Source organism: Stenotrophomonas sp. TWI1151 (assembly GCF_039673135.1).
GTDB lineage: Bacteria > Pseudomonadota > Gammaproteobacteria > Xanthomonadales > Xanthomonadaceae > Stenotrophomonas.
The window spans coordinates 1-18,862 of the sequence record NZ_JBDJLA010000010.1 but is presented as its reverse complement, the minus strand read 5'-3'; the positions used below and the strand labels follow the sequence as shown (position 1 = coordinate 18,862).

The following is an 18,862-nucleotide window of genomic DNA, read 5'->3' as shown; positions in this document are numbered from 1 at the left end:
CCACGTGCCCACCGGGCGCGCGGTACGCGGTGCGGCGGTGGAAGCCGCCGCGCAGCACCATCTCCGTCAGGCCGAGCTGCGCCCGGTCACCACCAACGCGCGGTATCGCCGGGGCGAGATCGACCTGATCATGCGCGACGGCGATGTCGTCGTGTTCGTGGAAGTGCGCTACCGCGCCACTGCCCGCTTCGGCGGCGGCGCGGCTTCGGTGGACATGCGCAAGCGACGCAAGCTGGTGATCGCCGCGCAGCTGTTTCTGCAGTCCCATCCCTGGCTGGCCGAGCAGCCCTGCCGCTTCGACGTGGTTGAAGCCAGTGGCGAGCCCCCGCAGCTGAACTGGCTGCGCGACGCGTTCCGGCTGGACGACTGCTGATGCCCTCCATCTTCACCCACGCCGCCATTCCGCTGGCGCTGTGGTGCGCCGCGGATCGCGGCCGCATCGCCACCCCGTTGCTGGCCGCTGGCGTGGTCGCGGCGATGCTGCCCGACGCGGATGTGCTGGCCTTCGCGCTGCACATTCCCTACGCCGACAGCTTCGGCCACCGCGGGGCCAGTCATTCGATCGTGTTTGCCGCGGTGCTGGCCGTGCTCGCTGCCCTGCTGCATACGCGCCTGCGCGCCAGTGCAGTGCAGGCCGCCGCATTCGTTGGCATCAGTGCCCTGTCGCACCCGCTGCTGGACGCGTTCACCTCCGGCGGTCTCGGGGTTGCCCTGTGGTGGCCATGGAGTGGCGAGCGGTTGTTCGCGCCGTGGCGCCCGATCCGTGTGTCGCCATTCGCCGGGCAGTTCTTCAGCGCGCGCGGGCTGGCCACCGTTGTGTCTGAAGTGCGTTGGGTGTGGTTGCCGCTGGCCGCCGCCGTGATCGGCTGGAGGCTGATCCAACGCGCCCCTGTGAATTCCCGGAACGCCTGATGTCGACCACCCCCGCCCTGCCCGCCGCCTTCCTGTCCACCGTGCATGCGCTGCTGGGCGACGATGGGTGGCGCACCGATGACGCGGCACTGGCCGCCCATGCGCAGGACAACTCCTGGCGCAGCCAGCTGCCGCTCGGCGTGGCGTTTCCGCGTGACCGCGAGCAGGTGGTGGCGCTGGTCCGCGCCTGCCGCACGCACCATGTGGCCGTGGTGGCGCGCGGCGCGGGCACCGGCACCACCGGCGCGGCGGTACCGGTCAACGGCAGCATCGTGCTGTCGTTCGCGCGCATGGCGCGCATCCTCGCCATCCAGCCCGGCAACCGCTGCGCGGTGGTCGAACCGGGCGTGCTCAACGGCGACCTGCAGCAGGCGCTGATGCCGCACGGCCTGTTCTGGGCACCGGACCCGTCCAGCGCCGACATCTGCAGCATCGGCGGCAACCTGGCGTGCAATGCCGGTGGCCCGCGCGCCGTGAAGTACGGCACCAGCCGCGACAACGTGCTCGGCCTGGTGGCGGTCACCGGCGCAGGCGACCTCATCCACTGCGGCGGCGCTTACACCAAGGACGCCACCGGCTACGACCTCACCCACCTGCTGGTCGGCAGCGAAGGCACCCTGGCGCTGATCGTGGAAGCCACGCTCAAGCTCACCCCGCTGCCGGTCGCCCAGGCCGGGTTGCGCGTGCTGTACCGCGATGCGGATGCCGCCGCCGCAGCCGTGTCGCGCCTGATGGCACAACCGGTGGTGCCCACGCGGCTGGAATTCATGGACGCGCGCAGCCTGGCGCTGCTGCGTCGCAATGGCGCCGACGTGCCCGAGGCCGGTGCGATGCTGCTGGTGGAAGCCGACGGCGACCACGACACCCTGCCCTACCTGCTGCAGGCACTGGCCACCGCTGCCGAGGGCGACGGCCTGCTGGCGCTGGACGTGGCGATGGAAGGGGCCGCACGCGAGAAACTCTGGGCCGCGCGCAAGGCGCTGTCGCCTGCGCTGCGCAGCATCGCCCCGGGCAAGATCAACGAAGACGTGGTGGTGCCGGTGTCGCGTATTCCGGACCTGGTGGCCGGCGTGCAGGCGCTGGCGCGCGAGTACACGCTGACCATCGTCACCTTCGGCCATGCGGGCAACGGCAACCTGCACGTCAACATCCTGTACCACCCCGACGACGCCGACGAGAACGCACGCGCGCATGCCGCGCTGCCGAAGATCTTTGAACTGACCTTGGCGCTCGGCGGCACGTTGTCCGGTGAGCACGGCATCGGGCTGGCCAAGCGCGATTTCATGGCCCAGGCCTTCTCCCCCGCCACGCTGGCGGCGATGCGGGCGATCAAGCACGCGCTGGATCCGGACGGCATCCTCAACCCGGGCAAGGTGCTGCCGCCGGGGTGATGCGGGTTCATGCCGCGGGCGCGGATGGCAGCCGGATGGCGCCCCGCTCTACGGCAACCGGGCAGAGCCCGGCTCTACGGTGCGTGGTCCGCGCTGGGTGATGTCGATCAGCGTGGTGCGGAAATCCGGCAGCAGTACGCGGTTGCCGTGACCGCTCAGGTGATCGTTGTCGAAGAACAGCGGCTGGTCACCGTCCATGGCCGAACACGTCTGCGCACCACACAACAGCGGTAGCGGATCCCAGACGTGCAACGACGGATAGCGGTCGCTCAGCGCGGCCAGCAGTTCCAGCTGCGGTGCACGCAGCAGCTCCAGGTCGGCCCGCGCCATGTCCAGCCCGCCGGCGCAGGCCGGATTCATCCGGTTGAATCTGTCCGTGCAGCGATACGCCCCCGCCTTGAACAGCGGCAACGGCGCATCCACCACCACGTGCACGCCCAGCCGCTGCAGCCGGTCCAGCACCCCCTCCGCCTCGGCGCGCGCAGCGGCGGCATCGGACGGCGTGCGCTCTGCCAGCATCTGCTGGAACACCACCGCATCGCCATTGCCCCAGTCGCGGCCACGCAGCTCGGGCATGCGCAGCGATGCCAGCAGCACGATGTCGCCCGGTCGCGCCTGCGCCTCGATGCGGGACAGCGCCCGCTCGGCGAAGGACCGGCAGTCGGCCGGGGCCGCGCGCAGCAGATTGACGATGCCGCACCCACCCTGATCGTCCTGGCGCACCTCCATGCCGGTCTGCCGCGCCACCATCGACGTCAGGGTGCGATACGCGGCGGCATGCGAGTCACCGGCGACGAACAGGCGGCGGCCGGCCAGCCCGGGCGCGTTCACCGGGTCAAGCGGCCGCCATGCCGGGTACTTGCGTGCCTGCCACGCGTAGCCGTCGCGGGTGCTGCTGAGCGATATCTGCTCGTGGAAGTTCACCATGCTCCAGGCCAGCAACGCGGCGCCGGCCACCACCGGCACCGCCATCGCGAGCACCCTGGCGGGGGCCTTTGCAGCCAGCGCGGGGGCGCGGCGCAGCGGCACTTCCACCCAGCGGTAGGACGCCGAGGCCACCAGCAGAAGCAGGATCGGGTACAGCCACAGCACAGCCCCCTGAAGGCCGTAGGTCCAACGCAGCAGGACCAGCAGCGGCCAATGCCAGAGGTAGAGCGAGTACGAGATGCGGCCCAGGTAGGTCAACGGCTCCCATGACAGCATTCGCGCGTACCCGGTCGTGGCGGCACCCTGGGTGGACACCGCGGCAAGCAGCATCAGCGTGCCGATCACCGTGAGGGCCACCCCCGGGAATGGCAGCGGCAGCGACGGTGCCAGCACCACGCCTGCGCCCAACAGCGCCACCCCTGGCCATGCCAGCCAACGTCCGCGCGGCGCGCCGCCACGGGCCGTCATCCATTGATACAGCAGCGCGCCAGCGGCCAGTTCCCAGAAGCGCGCCGGCAGCAGATAGAAGGCAGTAGTGGGCGCAACGCGGCTTTGCCATGCCGCCAACACCAGAGACACCAGCGACACGACCGGAAGCAGCCAGCGCAACGAAGGGAAGCGCTGGCGACCGCGCAACCAGGCGATGAACAGCACGGGAAAGACCAGGTAGAACTGTTCCTCCACGCCCAATGTCCAGGTATGCAGGAACGGATTGAGGTCCACACCGGGCGAGAAGTAGCTGTCCTGTTGCCCCGCCAGCACGATATTGCTCAGGCCAAGCAGCGCGGCCATGCCGGTCTGGTCGAACTGTTCATTGCGCCATGCCCGCGGAATCAGCAACGCCGACAGCACGAACGTGACCACCAGCATCAGCAGCAGCGCGGGCAACAGGCGCAGCACGCGGCGACGGTAGAAATCGAGCAGCAACGTGCCCGGTGGCGTGTCACCCCGTGCAGCCAGGGACTGGCTGATCACGAAGCCTGAAATGACGAAGAACAGATCCACACCGGTGAAGCCGCCCGGCAGCAGCAGGGCATCGACATGGAAGACGATGACGGCCAGCACGGCGAGCGCGCGCATGCCGTCAATGGCGGGATTGTGGGAGCATCCAGACGTGCGCATGTGGGCAGCCGAAGTAAGGTGGACCACAGCATCAAGGCAAGGTGGGATTCGGTTCAAAGGGCAAACGCGACAGCACGCGTCGTCGTTACGCTGCGGTATGGGTTGCGTGCAATCGGCGCCGGGGTGCGGGTAGCACGACACGGCGTTGCCGATAGGTCCAGCGCTTTGAACGCGCCGCAGCGATACCGCAAGACCATGTGCGCCGTTTGATCGCGCGTTGTTGCGCTTGCCTGATGATATGCCGGACGTGAGCACGCGCATGGGCACCGCGACGACGCTCTGACGCACGCGCCGGGCTTCGTCAGCGACCGTCGTCTGGTGTGCTCAGGGATTGGCGTCAAAGACCACGGTGATGTCGCCGGACCAGTGTGAGCCGGGCGTCCGCAGCATCTCGGTCACCGCATCACCCTCGGCGGTAAAACGAAGCGTCGAGCGCCGCTGCATCAGGTAGCCGTCCGGGGTGAAGCGTGGTGCCTGCCCGTCGTCCGGCGACAGCGCGGTGTACTGCGCCGGCCGGCCATCACGCAGGTTGGTCATGCCGGGCAGCGTCACGTCGACATCCACCGGCACCACCACGTCATCGGCGTGGTTGCGGATGCCACAGCGGCTACCCGCCGCATGTTCGCAGCGCAGCTTCATGCTGAAGTCCATTGACGTCGTCAGCTGGAATGGCAGCGCCTGGCGCAGGCGCGCGGGCGGCAGCCCGTGGTCGACCCAGCGCGACCAGCCACCCTCCGGCGCCAGCTGTACGCGCGGCGATTCGGCGGGAAACGCTACCTTGAAGTCGTGGGCTACGTTCAGCAGCAACTGCAACGTCAGCTCCGAATCCGAGTAGTCGCCCTGGCCCAGATCAATCTGCTGCCCATTGCCCACGGTGTAGGTGACGCTGCCGGTGTACTGGCCGTCCTGGGCCTGCAGCGGGTTGGGTGTTTCAAGGTGGTAACCGATGGAGAAATTCAAGTAGGACGCCACCCGGTCGGTGGCCGCTCTCGGTGAGCGGACGCAGACGACATTTGCGTCTGCGACGTCCCAGGCATAGCGATAAAAGCGCCCTGAGCCCACACCGAGTCGACCCCTACAGCCGCCGGTTGCGGCGCCGTTGGCACCGGGCGCCGTACCGTCAGATGGCAACCCCCACTGCATGCCAACCAGGAACACGCGGATTCGCGCGTTCAGCTCATGATGGTTCGCGTTGCGGACAACCACGTCCCGCCAGTTCCCATCGACGGCCAGATACCATTTTTCGCGCGGATCATCGCCGCCGCCGAACAATCGGCGCTGCGCTACGTTCACCCCGGTATTGATGGTGAAATCGCCTGCCCTGCAGAAGTTCGCATGCTGCGCACAGTAGCCGGACTGGGGCGTCGTATTGACGAACCGGTTATGGGTGGGATCCAGTGCGGAGGGACGGAATTCGGCGGTGATGTTCAACTCGGCTGCCTCTGCGGGCACAAGCAGCCCCATCAACAGCCCCAGCATCCACGCAATGGGCCAGCACGCGCCGGCATCGGCGATGGAACGTTCATCAGCGGTCACGGGATCTCCTCGGAAATGGGTTCACGGGCCCGCCAGCGGGCGCGGGCAACCAATGCTGCCCACCATCAGGACATCGCCCTCGCGGGGATGCTGCCCTTCTTCCATGGTCAGCACGCAGCTGACCAGATTCGGGTAACGCAGCTCCACCACTGGCGCACGTGCACTCAGTTCGAGGGTGAAGAAGCCGTCTTCCTGGCTGACGCTGCGCCCGGCATGGTTGATTACCTGCACGCCGCGCACGCCGTTGCCATCGCCATCGCGCACCTGGCCCATCACGGTGAAGGTGCGCAGCACATCCATGGTGGCGTACAGGACCCCGCCCTTGTTGAGGTGGTAGTTGACCGCAGCCGGTTGCAGGGCCGCCGCCGGCGCATGGCGGCCGTCGAAATCGAACTGCACGTGGCCGGCACGGTAGGCCGTGACCGGTACGAAGTTCCGGCCGGGCCGCAGCACCACACCGCCACCGCGGCTGTCGTCGGCACGCAGCGTGATATCGGGATAGTCGCTGCGCACATCCACGATCAGGCCCGTGTCCACGCTGCCGCTGCGGCCCTGCCCCAACACGGCAACCCGGCCTCCCCCAAGCACCACGGTGCTGTCCAGGTTGGCCGTGCCGGTGATGTGCCCGGATTCGGCACCGCGGTACAACTGCACGTCGCCCTCGAACAGTGGACTGTGCAGGTAGGCGCCGGCGCCGGCACCCACGCCACCGCGCTCGACGCTCACCTGCCCATTCACGCTTTGCAGCACGGCACCGTCCACGCGCTGGGTCGCCGCGGCCGTCACATAGGTGTCGCGGCGGTTGGCCTCGCCCGTGCGGCTGCCCAGGCTGCCGCTGTAGCTGCGGCGTTCGCTGCCCAGCGACACACTGACGGTGAGGTCGATGCCGCGCTGGCGGCGGTACTGGGTGAACCGGCTGCCCGGGCGGTCGTACGCCGACACGCGCCAGTTCACATCCTGCGTGCCGAACAGTGTTTCGCGACGGCCGTAGGAGACATCAATGCCGGTGCCGCGGGTGAAGCCTGCGCTACGTGCCACGCGCAGGCTGGCATTGTCGCGGTGACTGAAGCGGTGGGTGATGGACACCGCCGTGGTGTCCTGCCAGCCACCGTGGGATTGCCAGTGAGGCGGTGCGCCATGGCCGGGCACAACACGCTGGCGTTGCTCGGCCCAGCTGCGTGCATGGTTGGCGACAACCGAACCGGCGCGGTAGCGATACAACCCCTGCAAATCCATGCCACGGCCGGCATCGCGGGAAGTATAGATATTGGTGTAGGTGCTGAACCGGTCGCTGGCCTGCCAGTCCATGGAGATGCCCGCGCCCGGGCGCTGGTCGACCTGCTGAACGGTGGCCCCGGCTACCGCGCGCGGATGCACCAGGTAATTGACCACCGCACCGGCGGTGACCTTGCCGTTGCGGGTTGAACGGCCACTGTCGAGCAGGCCACGCTGCTGGCCCGCAAAGACGCTGTAGCGCCAGCGGCGCGACGGGTCCTGCCAGCGGCTGGGCTTGTGGATCGAAGCGGTTTCCCGCGATGCCTCACGGCCCTCTTCGATCACCCGCAACTCGACGTCGTAGATGCCGCCGGGCAGGCGCCGCGTGTCGATTTCCTGGATGCCCGGCTTCACTGCCTGGGTGGACAGCAGGTTGCCGTCGCGAAAAATCTCCACCACGCCTTCGCGGCTGGCGGTGACATAGACCGGGTAGACACTGGGGCTGCGCGTATCGGCCAGCAGCACGTCCGACGACCCCAGCATCAGGCCGAGGGCGGTGTCATTCTGCGTCCCCGGCGCCCGCGGCTGCCGGATGATGCCCTCGAAGGTGGGCAGGAAGTAGCCCGCGCGAACGAAGTGGTCCCCCAGCTCGCGCTGTGCGTACAACGCACTGAGATAATGCTCACGGCTGCCAGGCTGGGCGTAATACTGGTAGCCGCCCACCGTGCTCCAGTGGCCGACACTGCCCCGCAGTTCGGCGCTGTAGCGCGCCGTGGTGGGCTGATCCTGGCCACCGTGCACGGTCAGGCTGTTGCGTACGATCAGGCCATGGCTGCCGGCGTCCGGCAGCGCGATATGGCGGCCTTCGGCCTGCGGTCCCGCCGGGGTAAGCAGGCTGAGCAGGGAGTTGGCCAGGCTGTAATGCACCGCGGCCAGGCCGCGGCAGTGCGGGCTGCACACGCCCAGCGCGATCGGCTCGGACAGCTGCTCGGCCCAGCGCACGCGTTCTGTGTGCGGCCACGGGCTGTCATGGCTTTCGCCAAAGCCGATCAGCTGCATGCGGTTGTCTTCGTGCAGCACTACCTCGGCATCGCCGAGGTAGTGACCATCGAGCTCCACGCGCACGGTCAGCGGGTTGCCGAACAGATGCGCACGGAACTCCGCCGGCATGTGCTCGCGCTGTTCCAGAAGGCTGGGCAGCTCATCCGGTGCCAGGCCCCCGGCCTGCGAGGACGCGGCAACGACAATGGCACCGATGGCGACGGTCAACCGGGCCAAGGGCGGGCATGCGCGAGGGCGCCTGGGAAACATGGTGCGTTCTCCGGCCTCCCTGCCGCATCGGTGGATGCGGCAGGGAACGCCTGCAGGGCTCAGGGATCGGCGATATCGCTCTCGAAGATCATGTGGAACTGGCCGCCATAGCTGCCCGGCTTGTAGCCACCGGCCGGCACGGTCGGGGCGACCGCAAACGCCACCGACTTGCCAGCCGCGGCCTGCGCCGCATTGGCGACGGTGATCTTCGATGCGGATGTGGCCGGCACGGTCACGTTGTCCAGCTTCACCACCAGGTTCACGACATCGGCAGCGGATGCCATCTGCGCCGGGGCCGACAGGTAGGCGGTGATGGCGGCCGACGACTTGACGTTGATGACGCGACCGGTCAGCTCACCCAACACCTGGCGCGCGGTGTCCCACGGCAGGTTCTGCGGCAGGCCTTCCCAGCCATCGGGCGTGGACACCTGCAGACCGGCGGTGTTGGGGACATCGGCCGTTACGTTGACGGTAATCGACTTGGTTTCGATGGCGGCGTGGCTGAGCGCCGGGGCCAGCAGCGCGGCGGTGGCGGCCGCCAACGCGTAGGTTTTCAAGGACATGGTGTTGCTCCAGGAAGAGTGGATGGATACAAGACGCCAGGACATGGGCACAGCACCCCCGGCGGGTGCCTGGCGGACCCGATGGGGCATGAACAGCGGGAGGAACGGAACGGTCAGCGGCGCGAATCGATACCGCGCTGGCTGTCGCCCTCCTTCAGGTCGTAGCGGGTGAACTGGCCGTCGGCCAGTTGCAGCGCGTAGGAGCGCCCGGGCCGGACGTGGACGATGATGCCGGGCGTGCAGGTGTCCGGGCGGGCGCGCTCGCACTGGCGAAGGTTGTCCAGCACCACGGTGGCGTTGCCGTGGTTGTACACGCGGCCATCCTGCAGGCGGGTGTCGTAGTGCGCGTGTTCCGGCGCGATGAACAGGATCGTGCCGTACCCGGTGAACATGCGGATGGACGCGTTCAATTCCGCCGCTTCCTGCGCCTGTTCTTCGCTGAGCGAGAATTCCTCTGCACTGGGTGCCACCGGGATGAAGCGCAACCGGTAATAACGTTCCTGGTCACGTGCGCCGCGATAGACCAGGCGCGTGGCCTGTTGGCCGTTGCCGGCAATGATCAGGCGGCTGGGGCTGGCGATGACACCGTGCGCGCCAGGGGCGTTGCGTACCAACGCCGCGCCGTCCACCGGCGTTTCACTGGCCTGTCCTTCCGCATCGAAGTGCATCTGGGTCACTTCCACGCGCACGTAGGCCGTGGCGTCACCGGTGTTGCGGATGCGCTTGAGCAGGTTGCTGTGGGTGGGTTCCAGGTAGTCGAACAGCGGCCCGACGCTGATCTGCGGTGTCGCGGCGGCGGCCGGCAAGCAGAGCGTGGACAACAGCAGGGCAATGAGGAAGCGGGGCATGACGCAGCTCGCGTTGGAGAGCGCACAGTCTGTGCACTGACCACCTGGGTGGCCATGCAATTAGTTGCAAATGCAAATATCTATCGATTGCATTGATGCGGTGGATCACCATGCGATATGGCCTGCCGCGGTCTGCCCAGTATGTGATGTGCAACTGCAGGCGGCATGAGCCGCTACAGCAATATGGGCATTCCCGTCTCAACGATGGTCGAGGGTCAGCGTTGCTTCGCCTTGCAGGCGCCCGGGCACCAAGGCAGCGTCCGTACGGATGTACTGGACCTCAAAGGGAATACGCTGTTGACCGGCCGCGGAAAGGCCATGCCGCCAGCGGCTGGAAAACCGCACGGGTGCCCCCGCTCTCAGCAGGCGCAGACGCACCCCCCGGGCCACCGAATCGGTGGTGGGAACCAGTTGCCCGGGCTCGCCGCTGTCGCCATGGATATCGGCCACGGTGAGGTTCAACGGCGTACCCGCCGACCTGCAGTTCACAACGACCTCCAGCGGGCGGGTTCCTGTGGTGGCACCTGGTGTGGACAGATCCACAGCCTGCGCCGGATCCAGCACGAGCGCAGCGTCGCTTGCCGTGCAGGGCAGGTGTGGCAGACGGATCTTCAGCTCCACGGTGTATCGCAGCAATACGGCAGGATTGTCTCTCAACGAGAATTCCACACTGCCGCCGAACGCTGGCACCTCCGTCATCACCCCGCCGCGTGAAAACAGAACCACACCCAGCATTGGCTCGGCGACACGGCCGAATCCGGTTTCGATCGTGGTCTCTGTCGACTGGTCGATTCGTAGCGGGACCGGTTGGTTGCCGCCGGCCGAAGGAAGCCGCAGCACGCGGAACGCAATCAACGGCGATGACGCGCTGAACGCGTAGGCCGGGTACCACTGACCCGACCAGAAGACGTCACGGATGTAGGTCAGTCCTGGCATCGACGGGCGGATGAGGACCGGTATGCGAGCACCTGGCGAGCAGCCGGTGAAACGGGACACCGTTGGCGCTGACAGCGGCCCATCCAGTAGTACGTCGGCTGTGGATTCCTGGGCGATGCCACGGTCGCCCCACAGCTCATGCTGCATTGCATTGACAGCGGTGCAGGCCAGCACCGGCGCACTGGCCGTGACGGTTGCCCACAACAGGCAGAGGCGCGCGGGACGAACCGTGGCAAGCGTCATGAATTTTCCCCGGCGGAAGTCGATTCTCCCTCGCCGCTACCGCCGGTGCGTATTCCCTGCAGATCAGGGCTGAAAGCAGGCGCAAGATAGTAGTACGCACTGCTGTCCAAGCCAGGGTACATCGGCGACCGCAGCGAGACGACTCCGGTGCGGACACTGGACGAGCGCATCTGTCCGCCGCGCGAGAACACCAGCGCCGTGTAGCTGACGGTGTATTGCAGGCCATCGCCGGCGCGTTTCGTACATCATTTCCATCTCCTCACCCAAGCGCAGCGGCCTGCGGTCGAGAGCATTCCAGTACACGTCAAAGGCCAGCAGCGCCGAATCGGCCGAGGTGGCGTAGGACGCATACGTTCTGCCCTCGTACTGCAGTTCACCCACATAGGTAAATCCCGGGATGTCCAGACGCACGATGACAGGACTCGGCCCTCCGGGGAACGAACACTTCCTCATTGCCAAGCGCCCGCGCTCCTGATCCATGAAAATCCGAGGTTGTGTCGGAGCAGATGCATAGAACGAATCGAGCACAACGTCGGGATACGCCGTGTAGTGCTCGCATGCTGCTGCCGTCCCTGAGATCATCAGCGCACCGGCAAGGAGCGCGGCCGCCAGCCGGAGTGGGCCACGCAAAACCTGTTTGTTGCCGCCGTTGTCCACGTCTGGTGCGCGGGGCACGTGGGTTCGGCGTGGTGGAGAGAAACGTGTGGAACGAATGGGCTCAAGTTTCATGCTGGCGCCTCAGCGAAGATCGGACCATCCTCGCCGTTGCCGCTGTGCCATGCCATCCAATTTGTTGCAGAATCGCCAACATTCGGGTACCTGCAGGAAATTGCCGCGCGCGCATCATCTGCACGGGCGAGCTACACGGCCTTACCAGTAGTCGACATTGAGCACCGCCTCCCCCTTGATCAGACCAGGCATCAACGGCTCATCGGTCCGGATGTAGCGAGCGGTGAATGCAATGTCATGCGTTCCGCCAACACCCGGTTCGAAATTCCAGATACGTCCGAAGTTCACTTCACTCCCCGCTTGCAGGAGCTGCACCCGCACACCTTTGGCATCTGAATCAGCCGTGGGTGTCAGTTGGCTTCCCGAATTTGTCGGGTCGCCAGCATCGGTCAGGGTGATCTGCGCGCGCGGCGCATCCGTGCCGCAACTCAGGCGGACCGCCACCGGCTTCTCCTTGGCAGTGCTGCCCGGCGTGGGCAACTCTGCCCACTGGACATCCTGAAGCGTTTCCGAGACATCCTGCAGCGGACAGGTCACGGCCGGGAACTGGGGCGCGAGATAGTAGGCCGATGTCACATCAAGCTCAGGGTGTGCCGGCGATCGCAGCGACACCTGCCCGGTCCGCACGCTGGACGTGCGCATGCGCCCGCCGCGCGAGAAGACCAGCGCCGTGTAGTTGATGGTGTTCTGCGCGACGTCTCCTGGAAAGGTTTCATACGGCAGCTCCAGTTCCTCGCCCAAACGCACGGGCCTGCGATCAAGGAAGTTCGAGAAGGTATCGAAGGCAAGCAGCGCTGAGTCGGTGGCAGTGGCATAGGATGCGTAGGTACGACCTTCGTACTGGATGTCCCCGACGTAGGTCAAGCCAGGAACCTCCAGGCGCACGAAGACCGAAACGATGCCACCGGGCAGCGCGCATTTTTGATAGGCAACCCGGCCTCGCTCCTCAGCCATGAAGACATTGGGTCCAGTCGGAGCAGACGTATAGACGGTGTCGAGCAGCACGTCCGGCTTCGCCGAGTATTGCTCACAGGCAACGGCGGCGCCAGCGGTCAGCAGGAGTGCCAGTGAAGTGAACAGTTTCGCGGGGAGCGACATGCGCGTCGATACCCCGGTAGATGAGGTGCGGACAAGGACAGACATACAACGATCTCCATTTCAGCAGATAGCCAGTGGCCGGCGCACATCGCGCGCGTACGGCCATCACTCACTCGTAGTCAGCAGTAACCACGATCTCAGTGGACACATCGCCGGCACTCAGCGAAGAACCGGTCGGCGCGTGGTACGCCGCGCGCAGGTCGTAGCGCGCGGTGTCGCCGGTCACCGGCACATCGATGCCGGTGTCGCCGTCTTTCAGATAGGTGTTGCCGGTGGTGCCCGACAACAGCGAGATCGAGACGCCGCTGGCCGCGTCGGCGGCGGCGGTGTTCTTCCAGCGCTCGGCATCGCCATCGGCCGCGGTGCCGGCGAAGGACAGCACCGCCTTGCTCACGCCCACGCAGCCATTGAACTCCAGCGCGCCGGCCTTGATCTGGCTGTCCGCGCCGGGGGTGAGGTCGCTGGCCTTGACCGGGTCCAGGGCGATCGGCGCGGCGGTGAGCGTGCAGGTGCCGGGCAGCACCCGGCCGGTGATGGTGAGGGTCTTGGTGTCAGCCACGGCCAGCGGCGCGGCGGCCAGCAGGGCGGTGCACAGGGTGATGCGGTTGAACAGGTGCATGCGGAACTCCAGATAGAGAGAGGAAAGGGAACTCAAAACGAGGATTCGCCAGGCGCTTCCAGTGCGGCCTGCAGACCCGGGCTGGGCGCAGGCAGCGGGGTGCAGACCGCCGGGCTCCACGACAGGCCGTAGGCATCGGGGGCATCGGGGGTGGTGTATTCCAGGCGGCAGCGCTGCGCGCCGTCGGGGTCGACGATCAGGGCGCCCTGCGCCGGCGCGCCGCGCAACTGGATCACCCCGCCCTGCCCGACCGCACCGAATGCGCGGCCGGCCTCGTCTTCAACGCGGGCGGCGAACGGCAGGGGCTGGCCCAGCGCGTCGGTGGCATCGATGAACAGCGTGCGCTCGCGCTTGGCGTTGAAGGCCACCCGCACGATGCTGCCGGCGGTGGGGGCGACACGCTGCGAGGTCTGCAGCAGTTCCACATCCAGCGGCAGGCCGGACGGGTCCAGGTCGATCTGGTTCCAGCGGTAGGGGCTGACGTGCGGCAGCAACGCATAGCCATTGCGCGCCACCCGGGTATCGCTTCCGTACCCGACCTTTGCCCCATGCGCACCCTCGGCCTGGATCAACGCAAAGCCGTCGCCCACCGGGGCGCCGAGGTTGACGCCGCCGCCATGCAGCACCACGCTGCCGGCCGCGCTGGCCGACACCGCGCTGTAGTCGCCGGAACGGGTATACCCCGCGCTGAAGGTGCCACGTCCGCCCTGGTAGGTGGTGTAGGCACTGGTACTGCGCTGGCCGTTGCTGGCATCGCTGGCCGACAGGCTGTAACTCAGTGCGCGGTCCTCACCCAGCGTGCCGTTGATGCCCAGCTGCGCCTGGTGACCGGCAGCGGACTGCCCGACCTGGCTGCTCAGGCGCGGCGCACTCGGGCTGCGGCCCAGCGGCACGCTCACGTTGAATGCATAGCGGGTGTCCTGGCGGCCGTTGCCCAACTGGTAGCGCATCGCGGAGATGCCGTAGTTGGCGCGGCCCCAGGTGCTCTGGAAGCGCAGCTGGAAATCGTTCTGGCGGTCGGCGCTGTCCCAGTAGCTCACATGGCCCCCGCTCAGCGACAGCGTGCTGCGCTCGCCCACTCGCTGCGAGAAGTTCACCTGGTAGCGCTGGCGCGCACGGCGGCCATAGCCCCAGTCGTCGCTGCGTGCGTCGGCGAAGTCGGTCAGGGTGAGATAGCCCTGCGTGCTGTAGCGGTGCGCGGCCAGGCCGAAGTTGGTGCCGGTGGCGGCAACATAGCGCTGGAAGTTGAGCCGCACACTGTTGCCGGTCACCTGCTCGCCGTTGCTCAGGCGTGCGCGCGAATGGGTGATGTCGGCACCGAACGCGCCGATCGGCGTGTTCACCGCACCGCCGACCAATGCCGCCTGGAAACCTTCACTGGCCTGTACGCCGCCCAATGCGGTGAAGCGGTTGTTGATTCCGCGTGCGTAGGTGCCTTCGGCAAAGCGCAGGTCCTCGCCGCCGCGACGGGAGGCGCGCAGTTCACCGGCGGTGGCGCTGAAGCGGCTCGCGCCGGGGCGCAGCGCCTGCGGCACGGCCGAGAAGCTGACCTTGAAGCGCTGGGTCCGGCCGTCCGCTTCGGTGACAGTCACGTCCAGGTCGCCGCCGAAGTTGGTGGGGTACAGATCCTCGATGGAGAACGGCCCCGGCGCGACGGTCACCTCATGGATGACATGGCCGTTCTGGCGGATGGTGACCACCGCGTTGCCCTCGGCAATGCCCTGCACCACCGGGGCGAAGCCGCGCAGCGAATCGGGCAGCATGCGCTCGTCGGTGGCCACGCGTGCACCGCTGAAGGCCACGCTTTCAAACAACTCGCCGCCGGTGTTGCTTTGGCCGATCAGCAGCTGGCTGTTGAGCCACGGCAGGTCGCGCTGCAGGTGGCTGCTGATCACATCGTGTCGCGAACCGTGCGTGCCCTGGCTGAACGACGCGCGATGGCGCAACCGCCAGGCACCCAGATTGATGCCCGCATTGACGCTGGCGTAGGTGTTGTCCTGCCCTTGGCTGCGATTGTGGTTGACGTTGTAGTCGAAGAATCCTGCCGTGACGCCATAGTCGCGCTGCGCCGGTGCCACGTAGCCACGCGCGGTGCTGACCTGTGCGGCCTGCGGAACCGTCACCAGCAGCTGCAACGCGCCGCTGTCGAAGCTGACCGTGGCGCCCGGCACGATGGCCACCAGGTCGACACAGGCCGACGCATCATCACCCAGTGGCGTCAGGTAGGCATCCTTCAGACCCAGTTCGCGCACCAGTGCCACCGGCAGGCACGGCACGGCGCCCTGTTCGCCCGGCACGAAGGTGATGTCGCGGCTTTCGCGGAACGCCCCGTTGACCACCAGGTCCAGCGGGTACACGCCTGGCGCCATCGGATTGCCCTGCGCGTAGCGCTGCAGGTCGATGGCCTCGCCGCCGATCAGGAACCCTTCGCTGAACTGCAGGCCGTCGAGCGGATCGGCCCGGCTTGGCGCGACCATACCCAATGCCAGCGAGACGGCGATAGCCGTTGCCAGGCAGTGGCGCGTGCGACGACGAGGCGGAGCGAAGACTGGCGAGCATGCATTCATGGCGACGATCATTCGACGTCGGCTGAAACCGACATCGCCCTGTGGATGAGGGGTCGCAGCGTAGGGGTCTACCGCGCGTCATCCCATGCAATTAGTTGCAATGCTCAATGCAACCCTTGGAACTAGAGAGATTTTGCCTATCTAAGTTTCAAGCGCATTCATTTTCAGCGTCACCCGATCTGCAGTTTTTGAAATGCGGCGGATTCCCTATAGGTGTCACGCGCGGGCACGGTGCGCCGTGCATTGAACGCCACCTGTACAAACGGCGGCCATTTAAGACACCGCCTATCGTTTGCAACTTATTGCATGGTTCCGAGATATGTCTGGAACGACACTGCGCTCCTCGTATTTTCCAACCCGAGTGCAGATCATGTTGAACAAATTGAATGTAGCGATCATTTCCCTGCTGGCTGCCACGGCCGCACCGTCGGCCATGGCCGAGAAGCTGGAGATCACCGGCGAGCTGATGACCTCCACCTGCGCGGTGGACTCCACCGGCGGCACCATCACCGTGGCCATGGGCCAGGTCGACCTGAAGTCGGTCAACGCCAACACCCGTGCCGGCCAGAAGAACTTCAGCATCGGCCTGGACTGCTCCGGTTCGGGCAGTTCCCAGGAGGTGGGTGTGCGCTTTGGCGGCACGCCGCATGGCAGCACCGGCAACCTGGGTGTCGCTCCGGGCGGCGCGCAGAACGTGGGCGTTGCGCTGTACGACGCCGCCGGTGCGCACCAGAAGATCGGTGAAGATCCCACGCAGTGGGTGGTCATTCCTGCCGACGGCAAAGGCCAGCTGGACTACAGCGCGTGGTACGCCTCGCCGGGCCAGGACGCAACGGCCGGCAAGGCCGATGCCTCCGGTGATTTCGTGGTGCTCTACAAGTAACTCAACGCCCTTTCGCCGTACCTGCCGCACGTGCGGCAGGTACGGCACTTTCTTCTGGAGCAGGTGAGCAATGAACATGCGCATTACATCCCGGGCGTTCGCCCTGGTGACGCTGCTGCTGGCGAGCCATGCCTCGCTGGCCGCGGTTACGCTGCAAGGCACCCGCATCGTGCACGACGCAGGCAAGGGTCGCGACGTCACAGTGAAGGCAAGCAACGGTGGCGACCAGCCGGCCATGGTGCAGGTGTGGGTGGACGCGGGTGACAGTCATGCCCGGCCGGAGAACGTGCGCACGCCGTTCCGGCTTACCCCGGCCGACCCGCGCCTGCTGCAGGCGCATCAGGGCCAGGCCTATCGCATTACCTATGCACCGCGCCCGTCGGAGGCACCGCTGCCAACCGACCGCGAATCGGTGTTCTATTTCAACCTGCTGGACATTCCGCCCAAGCCGACCGATGCCGCAGGCAAGAATCTGCTGCAATTCGCCGTGCGCACGCGTGTGAAGCTGTTTCACCGTCCCGCCGGGTTGCCCGGCAACGCCCGCGATGCCGCGGCTGCGCTGGTATGGACCGGTGCGGGCAATGCCTTGCAGGTCACCAACCCTACCGCCTACCACGTCACCCTGAGCACGCTGACGCTGGCGGACGGCCGCAAGGTGGAGGTGGACATGATCGCCCCGGGCCAGCAGGTGCGCTATGCGCTGCCGGCGGGTGCGTCGATGCCGGCGAAGGTGACGTTCCAGTGGCTGGACGACTACGGCACGCCGCGGGACCAGCAGGCGACCGTGAGCATCCCGTAACACCCGCATCGCGACCGTGGCGCCGGGCTCTGCCGGCTGAACGACCTACGTAGAGCCGGGCTCTGCCCGGCTGCTCAACTCACTCCGCGAAATGCTGGTAACCGCCCGGGCCAGTCTCACCTTCGCACTGCACGCCCTGCCCGTCCACGATGCGGCCGATGCGGGTGAGCGGCAGGCGCAGCGATTCGGCTACGGCATGCAGCGCCTCGCGCTGGTCGGCGGCGGCGGTGAAGCACAGTTCGTAATCGTCGCCGCCGCGCAGGGCACACGCACGCGCGGCGTCGCGGCCAAGCACCGCACGCAGCGCCGGTGACAGCGGCACGGCGTCGGCATCCACTTCGGCACGCACGCCACTGCGCGTGGTGATGTGGCCCAGGTCGGCCAGCAGGCCGTCGGAGATATCCACGGCGGCATGCGCGAAGGCGCGCAGGCGCAGGCCCAGCGTCACCCGTGGGGTCGGCCGCAGCAGGCGCAGGCGCAGTGTTTCGTAATCACCCAGCACGGTGGCGGTGGCGATGTTCAACTCGCCGCGCTGCCACAGCTGCAGGGCACCGGCGGCGTCGCCGAGTGTGCCGCTCACCCAGATGTCATCGCCCACCTGGGCGCGGTCGCGGCGCAGCGCCTGGCCACGTGCCACCTGCCCCATCGCCGTGACCGACAGCGACAGCGGACCACGCGTGGTGTCGCCGCCGATCAACGCGATGGCGTGTTCGTCGGCCAGCGCGAAGAAGCCGTCGGCGAAGGATTCGATCCAGTCCGGGTGCGCGTCGGGCAGCGACAATGCCAGCGTGCACCAGGCCGGGCGTGCGCCCATCGCGGCCAGGTCGGACAGATTGACCGCCAGGGTCTTCCAGCCGATGTCGAAGGGCATGGTCTCGGCCGGGAAATGCACGCCGCTGTTGAGCGTGTCGGCGGTGACCACCAGCTGTTCGTTCGGGCGCGGCTGCAGCAGCGCCGCGTCATCGCCGATGCCGAGCACCACGTCGTCGCGCTCGGCGGTGCGGGCACGGATGCGGTCGATCAGGGCGAATTCGGCAAGGGACATGGGGCGCTCCCGCGGTTGTGCGTGCCGCGCAGTGCGCGGTGGGGCGGTTTTTCGTGCCGCGCGACGCGCGGTTGTCGGTAGTGCCGGCCGCTGGCCGGCAACCTCAGACTCCCGGTGG

16 protein-coding genes are annotated in these 18,862 nt (G+C 67.1%); 5 read left to right on the top strand and 11 right to left on the bottom strand.

Annotation, left to right across the window (positions count from 1 at the left end):
- The first annotated feature begins 4 nt into the window (after window positions 1-4).
- Genes ABE422_RS12730 through ABE422_RS12720 form a run of 3 tightly spaced genes read left to right on the top strand, consistent with a single transcriptional unit; the run spans window position 5 to window position 2,303 of the window.
- On the top strand, window positions 5-373 hold the full coding sequence (locus ABE422_RS12730; protein WP_346483137.1) for a YraN family protein: 369 nt from the start codon (window positions 5-7) through the stop codon (window positions 371-373).
- Window positions 373-912, top strand: a complete 540-nt coding sequence (locus ABE422_RS12725) for a metal-dependent hydrolase (RefSeq protein ID WP_346483104.1) — start codon at window positions 373-375, stop codon at window positions 910-912. The genes ABE422_RS12730 and ABE422_RS12725 overlap by 1 nt, the downstream gene beginning before the upstream one ends.
- Window positions 912-2,303, top strand: a complete 1,392-nt coding sequence (locus ABE422_RS12720) for an FAD-linked oxidase C-terminal domain-containing protein (RefSeq protein ID WP_346466260.1) — start codon at window positions 912-914, stop codon at window positions 2,301-2,303. The genes ABE422_RS12725 and ABE422_RS12720 overlap by 1 nt, the downstream gene beginning before the upstream one ends.
- A gap of 48 nt (window positions 2,304-2,351) precedes the next feature.
- On the opposite strand, the gene ABE422_RS12715 is transcribed toward ABE422_RS12720, so the two are convergent.
- The 10 genes from ABE422_RS12715 to ABE422_RS12670 form a co-directional block, all read right to left on the bottom strand.
- Window positions 2,352-4,352, bottom strand: coding sequence for an acyltransferase family protein (locus ABE422_RS12715; RefSeq protein WP_346483103.1), 2,001 nt, complete (start codon window positions 4,350-4,352; stop codon window positions 2,352-2,354).
- Window positions 4,353-4,676: 324 nt separating this feature from the next.
- Window positions 4,677-5,888 carry a hypothetical protein gene (locus ABE422_RS12710; RefSeq protein WP_346483102.1) on the bottom strand — a complete coding sequence of 404 codons (1,212 nt, stop codon included), beginning with the start codon at window positions 5,886-5,888 and terminating at the stop codon, window positions 4,677-4,679.
- Between the two features lie 21 nt (window positions 5,889-5,909).
- On the bottom strand, window positions 5,910-8,381 hold the full coding sequence (locus ABE422_RS12705) for a TcfC E-set like domain-containing protein (protein ID WP_346483101.1): 2,472 nt from the start codon (window positions 8,379-8,381) through the stop codon (window positions 5,910-5,912).
- A gap of 92 nt (window positions 8,382-8,473) precedes the next feature.
- Window positions 8,474-8,977, bottom strand: coding sequence for a CS1 type fimbrial major subunit (locus tag ABE422_RS12700; RefSeq protein ID WP_313209319.1), 504 nt, complete (start codon window positions 8,975-8,977; stop codon window positions 8,474-8,476).
- Between the two features lie 113 nt (window positions 8,978-9,090).
- Entirely contained in the window at window positions 9,091-9,825 is a 735-nt protein-coding gene (locus tag ABE422_RS12695; protein WP_313209317.1) for a CS1 fimbrial subunit B flags: Precursor, read from the bottom strand.
- A gap of 198 nt (window positions 9,826-10,023) precedes the next feature.
- Window positions 10,024-11,004 carry a hypothetical protein gene (locus tag ABE422_RS12690; protein WP_346483100.1) on the bottom strand — a complete coding sequence of 327 codons (981 nt, stop codon included), beginning with the start codon at window positions 11,002-11,004 and terminating at the stop codon, window positions 10,024-10,026.
- Between the two features lie 63 nt (window positions 11,005-11,067).
- Window positions 11,068-11,733, bottom strand: a complete 666-nt coding sequence (locus ABE422_RS12685) for a hypothetical protein (RefSeq protein WP_346483099.1) — start codon at window positions 11,731-11,733, stop codon at window positions 11,068-11,070.
- 141 nt (window positions 11,734-11,874) lie between these two features.
- Complete coding sequence (locus ABE422_RS12680) at window positions 11,875-12,876, bottom strand: fimbrial protein (RefSeq protein WP_346483098.1); 1,002 nt, start codon at window positions 12,874-12,876, stop codon at window positions 11,875-11,877.
- A gap of 64 nt (window positions 12,877-12,940) precedes the next feature.
- Window positions 12,941-13,450: a fimbrial protein gene (locus ABE422_RS12675; protein ID WP_346483097.1), complete on the bottom strand. Its 510-nt coding sequence runs from the start codon at window positions 13,448-13,450 to the stop codon at window positions 12,941-12,943.
- Window positions 13,451-13,482: 32 nt separating this feature from the next.
- Window positions 13,483-15,927: a fimbria/pilus outer membrane usher protein gene (locus ABE422_RS12670; protein WP_346483096.1), complete on the bottom strand. Its 2,445-nt coding sequence runs from the start codon at window positions 15,925-15,927 to the stop codon at window positions 13,483-13,485.
- Between the two features lie 460 nt (window positions 15,928-16,387).
- Here ABE422_RS12670 and ABE422_RS12665 point away from each other — a divergent pair, with 460 nt between their 5' ends.
- Window positions 16,388-16,900, top strand: a complete 513-nt coding sequence (locus tag ABE422_RS12665; protein ID WP_070471763.1) for a fimbrial protein — start codon at window positions 16,388-16,390, stop codon at window positions 16,898-16,900.
- A gap of 76 nt (window positions 16,901-16,976) precedes the next feature.
- Entirely contained in the window at window positions 16,977-17,699 is a 723-nt protein-coding gene (locus tag ABE422_RS12660) for a molecular chaperone (protein WP_346483095.1), read from the top strand.
- 79 nt (window positions 17,700-17,778) lie between these two features.
- Here the strand turns inward: ABE422_RS12660 and thiL are convergent, their stop codons facing one another.
- A complete protein-coding gene (thiL, locus tag ABE422_RS12655; protein WP_313219993.1) occupies window positions 17,779-18,744 on the bottom strand; it encodes a thiamine-phosphate kinase in 966 nt (321 codons plus the stop codon).
- Window positions 18,745-18,862: the final 118 nt, after the last annotated feature.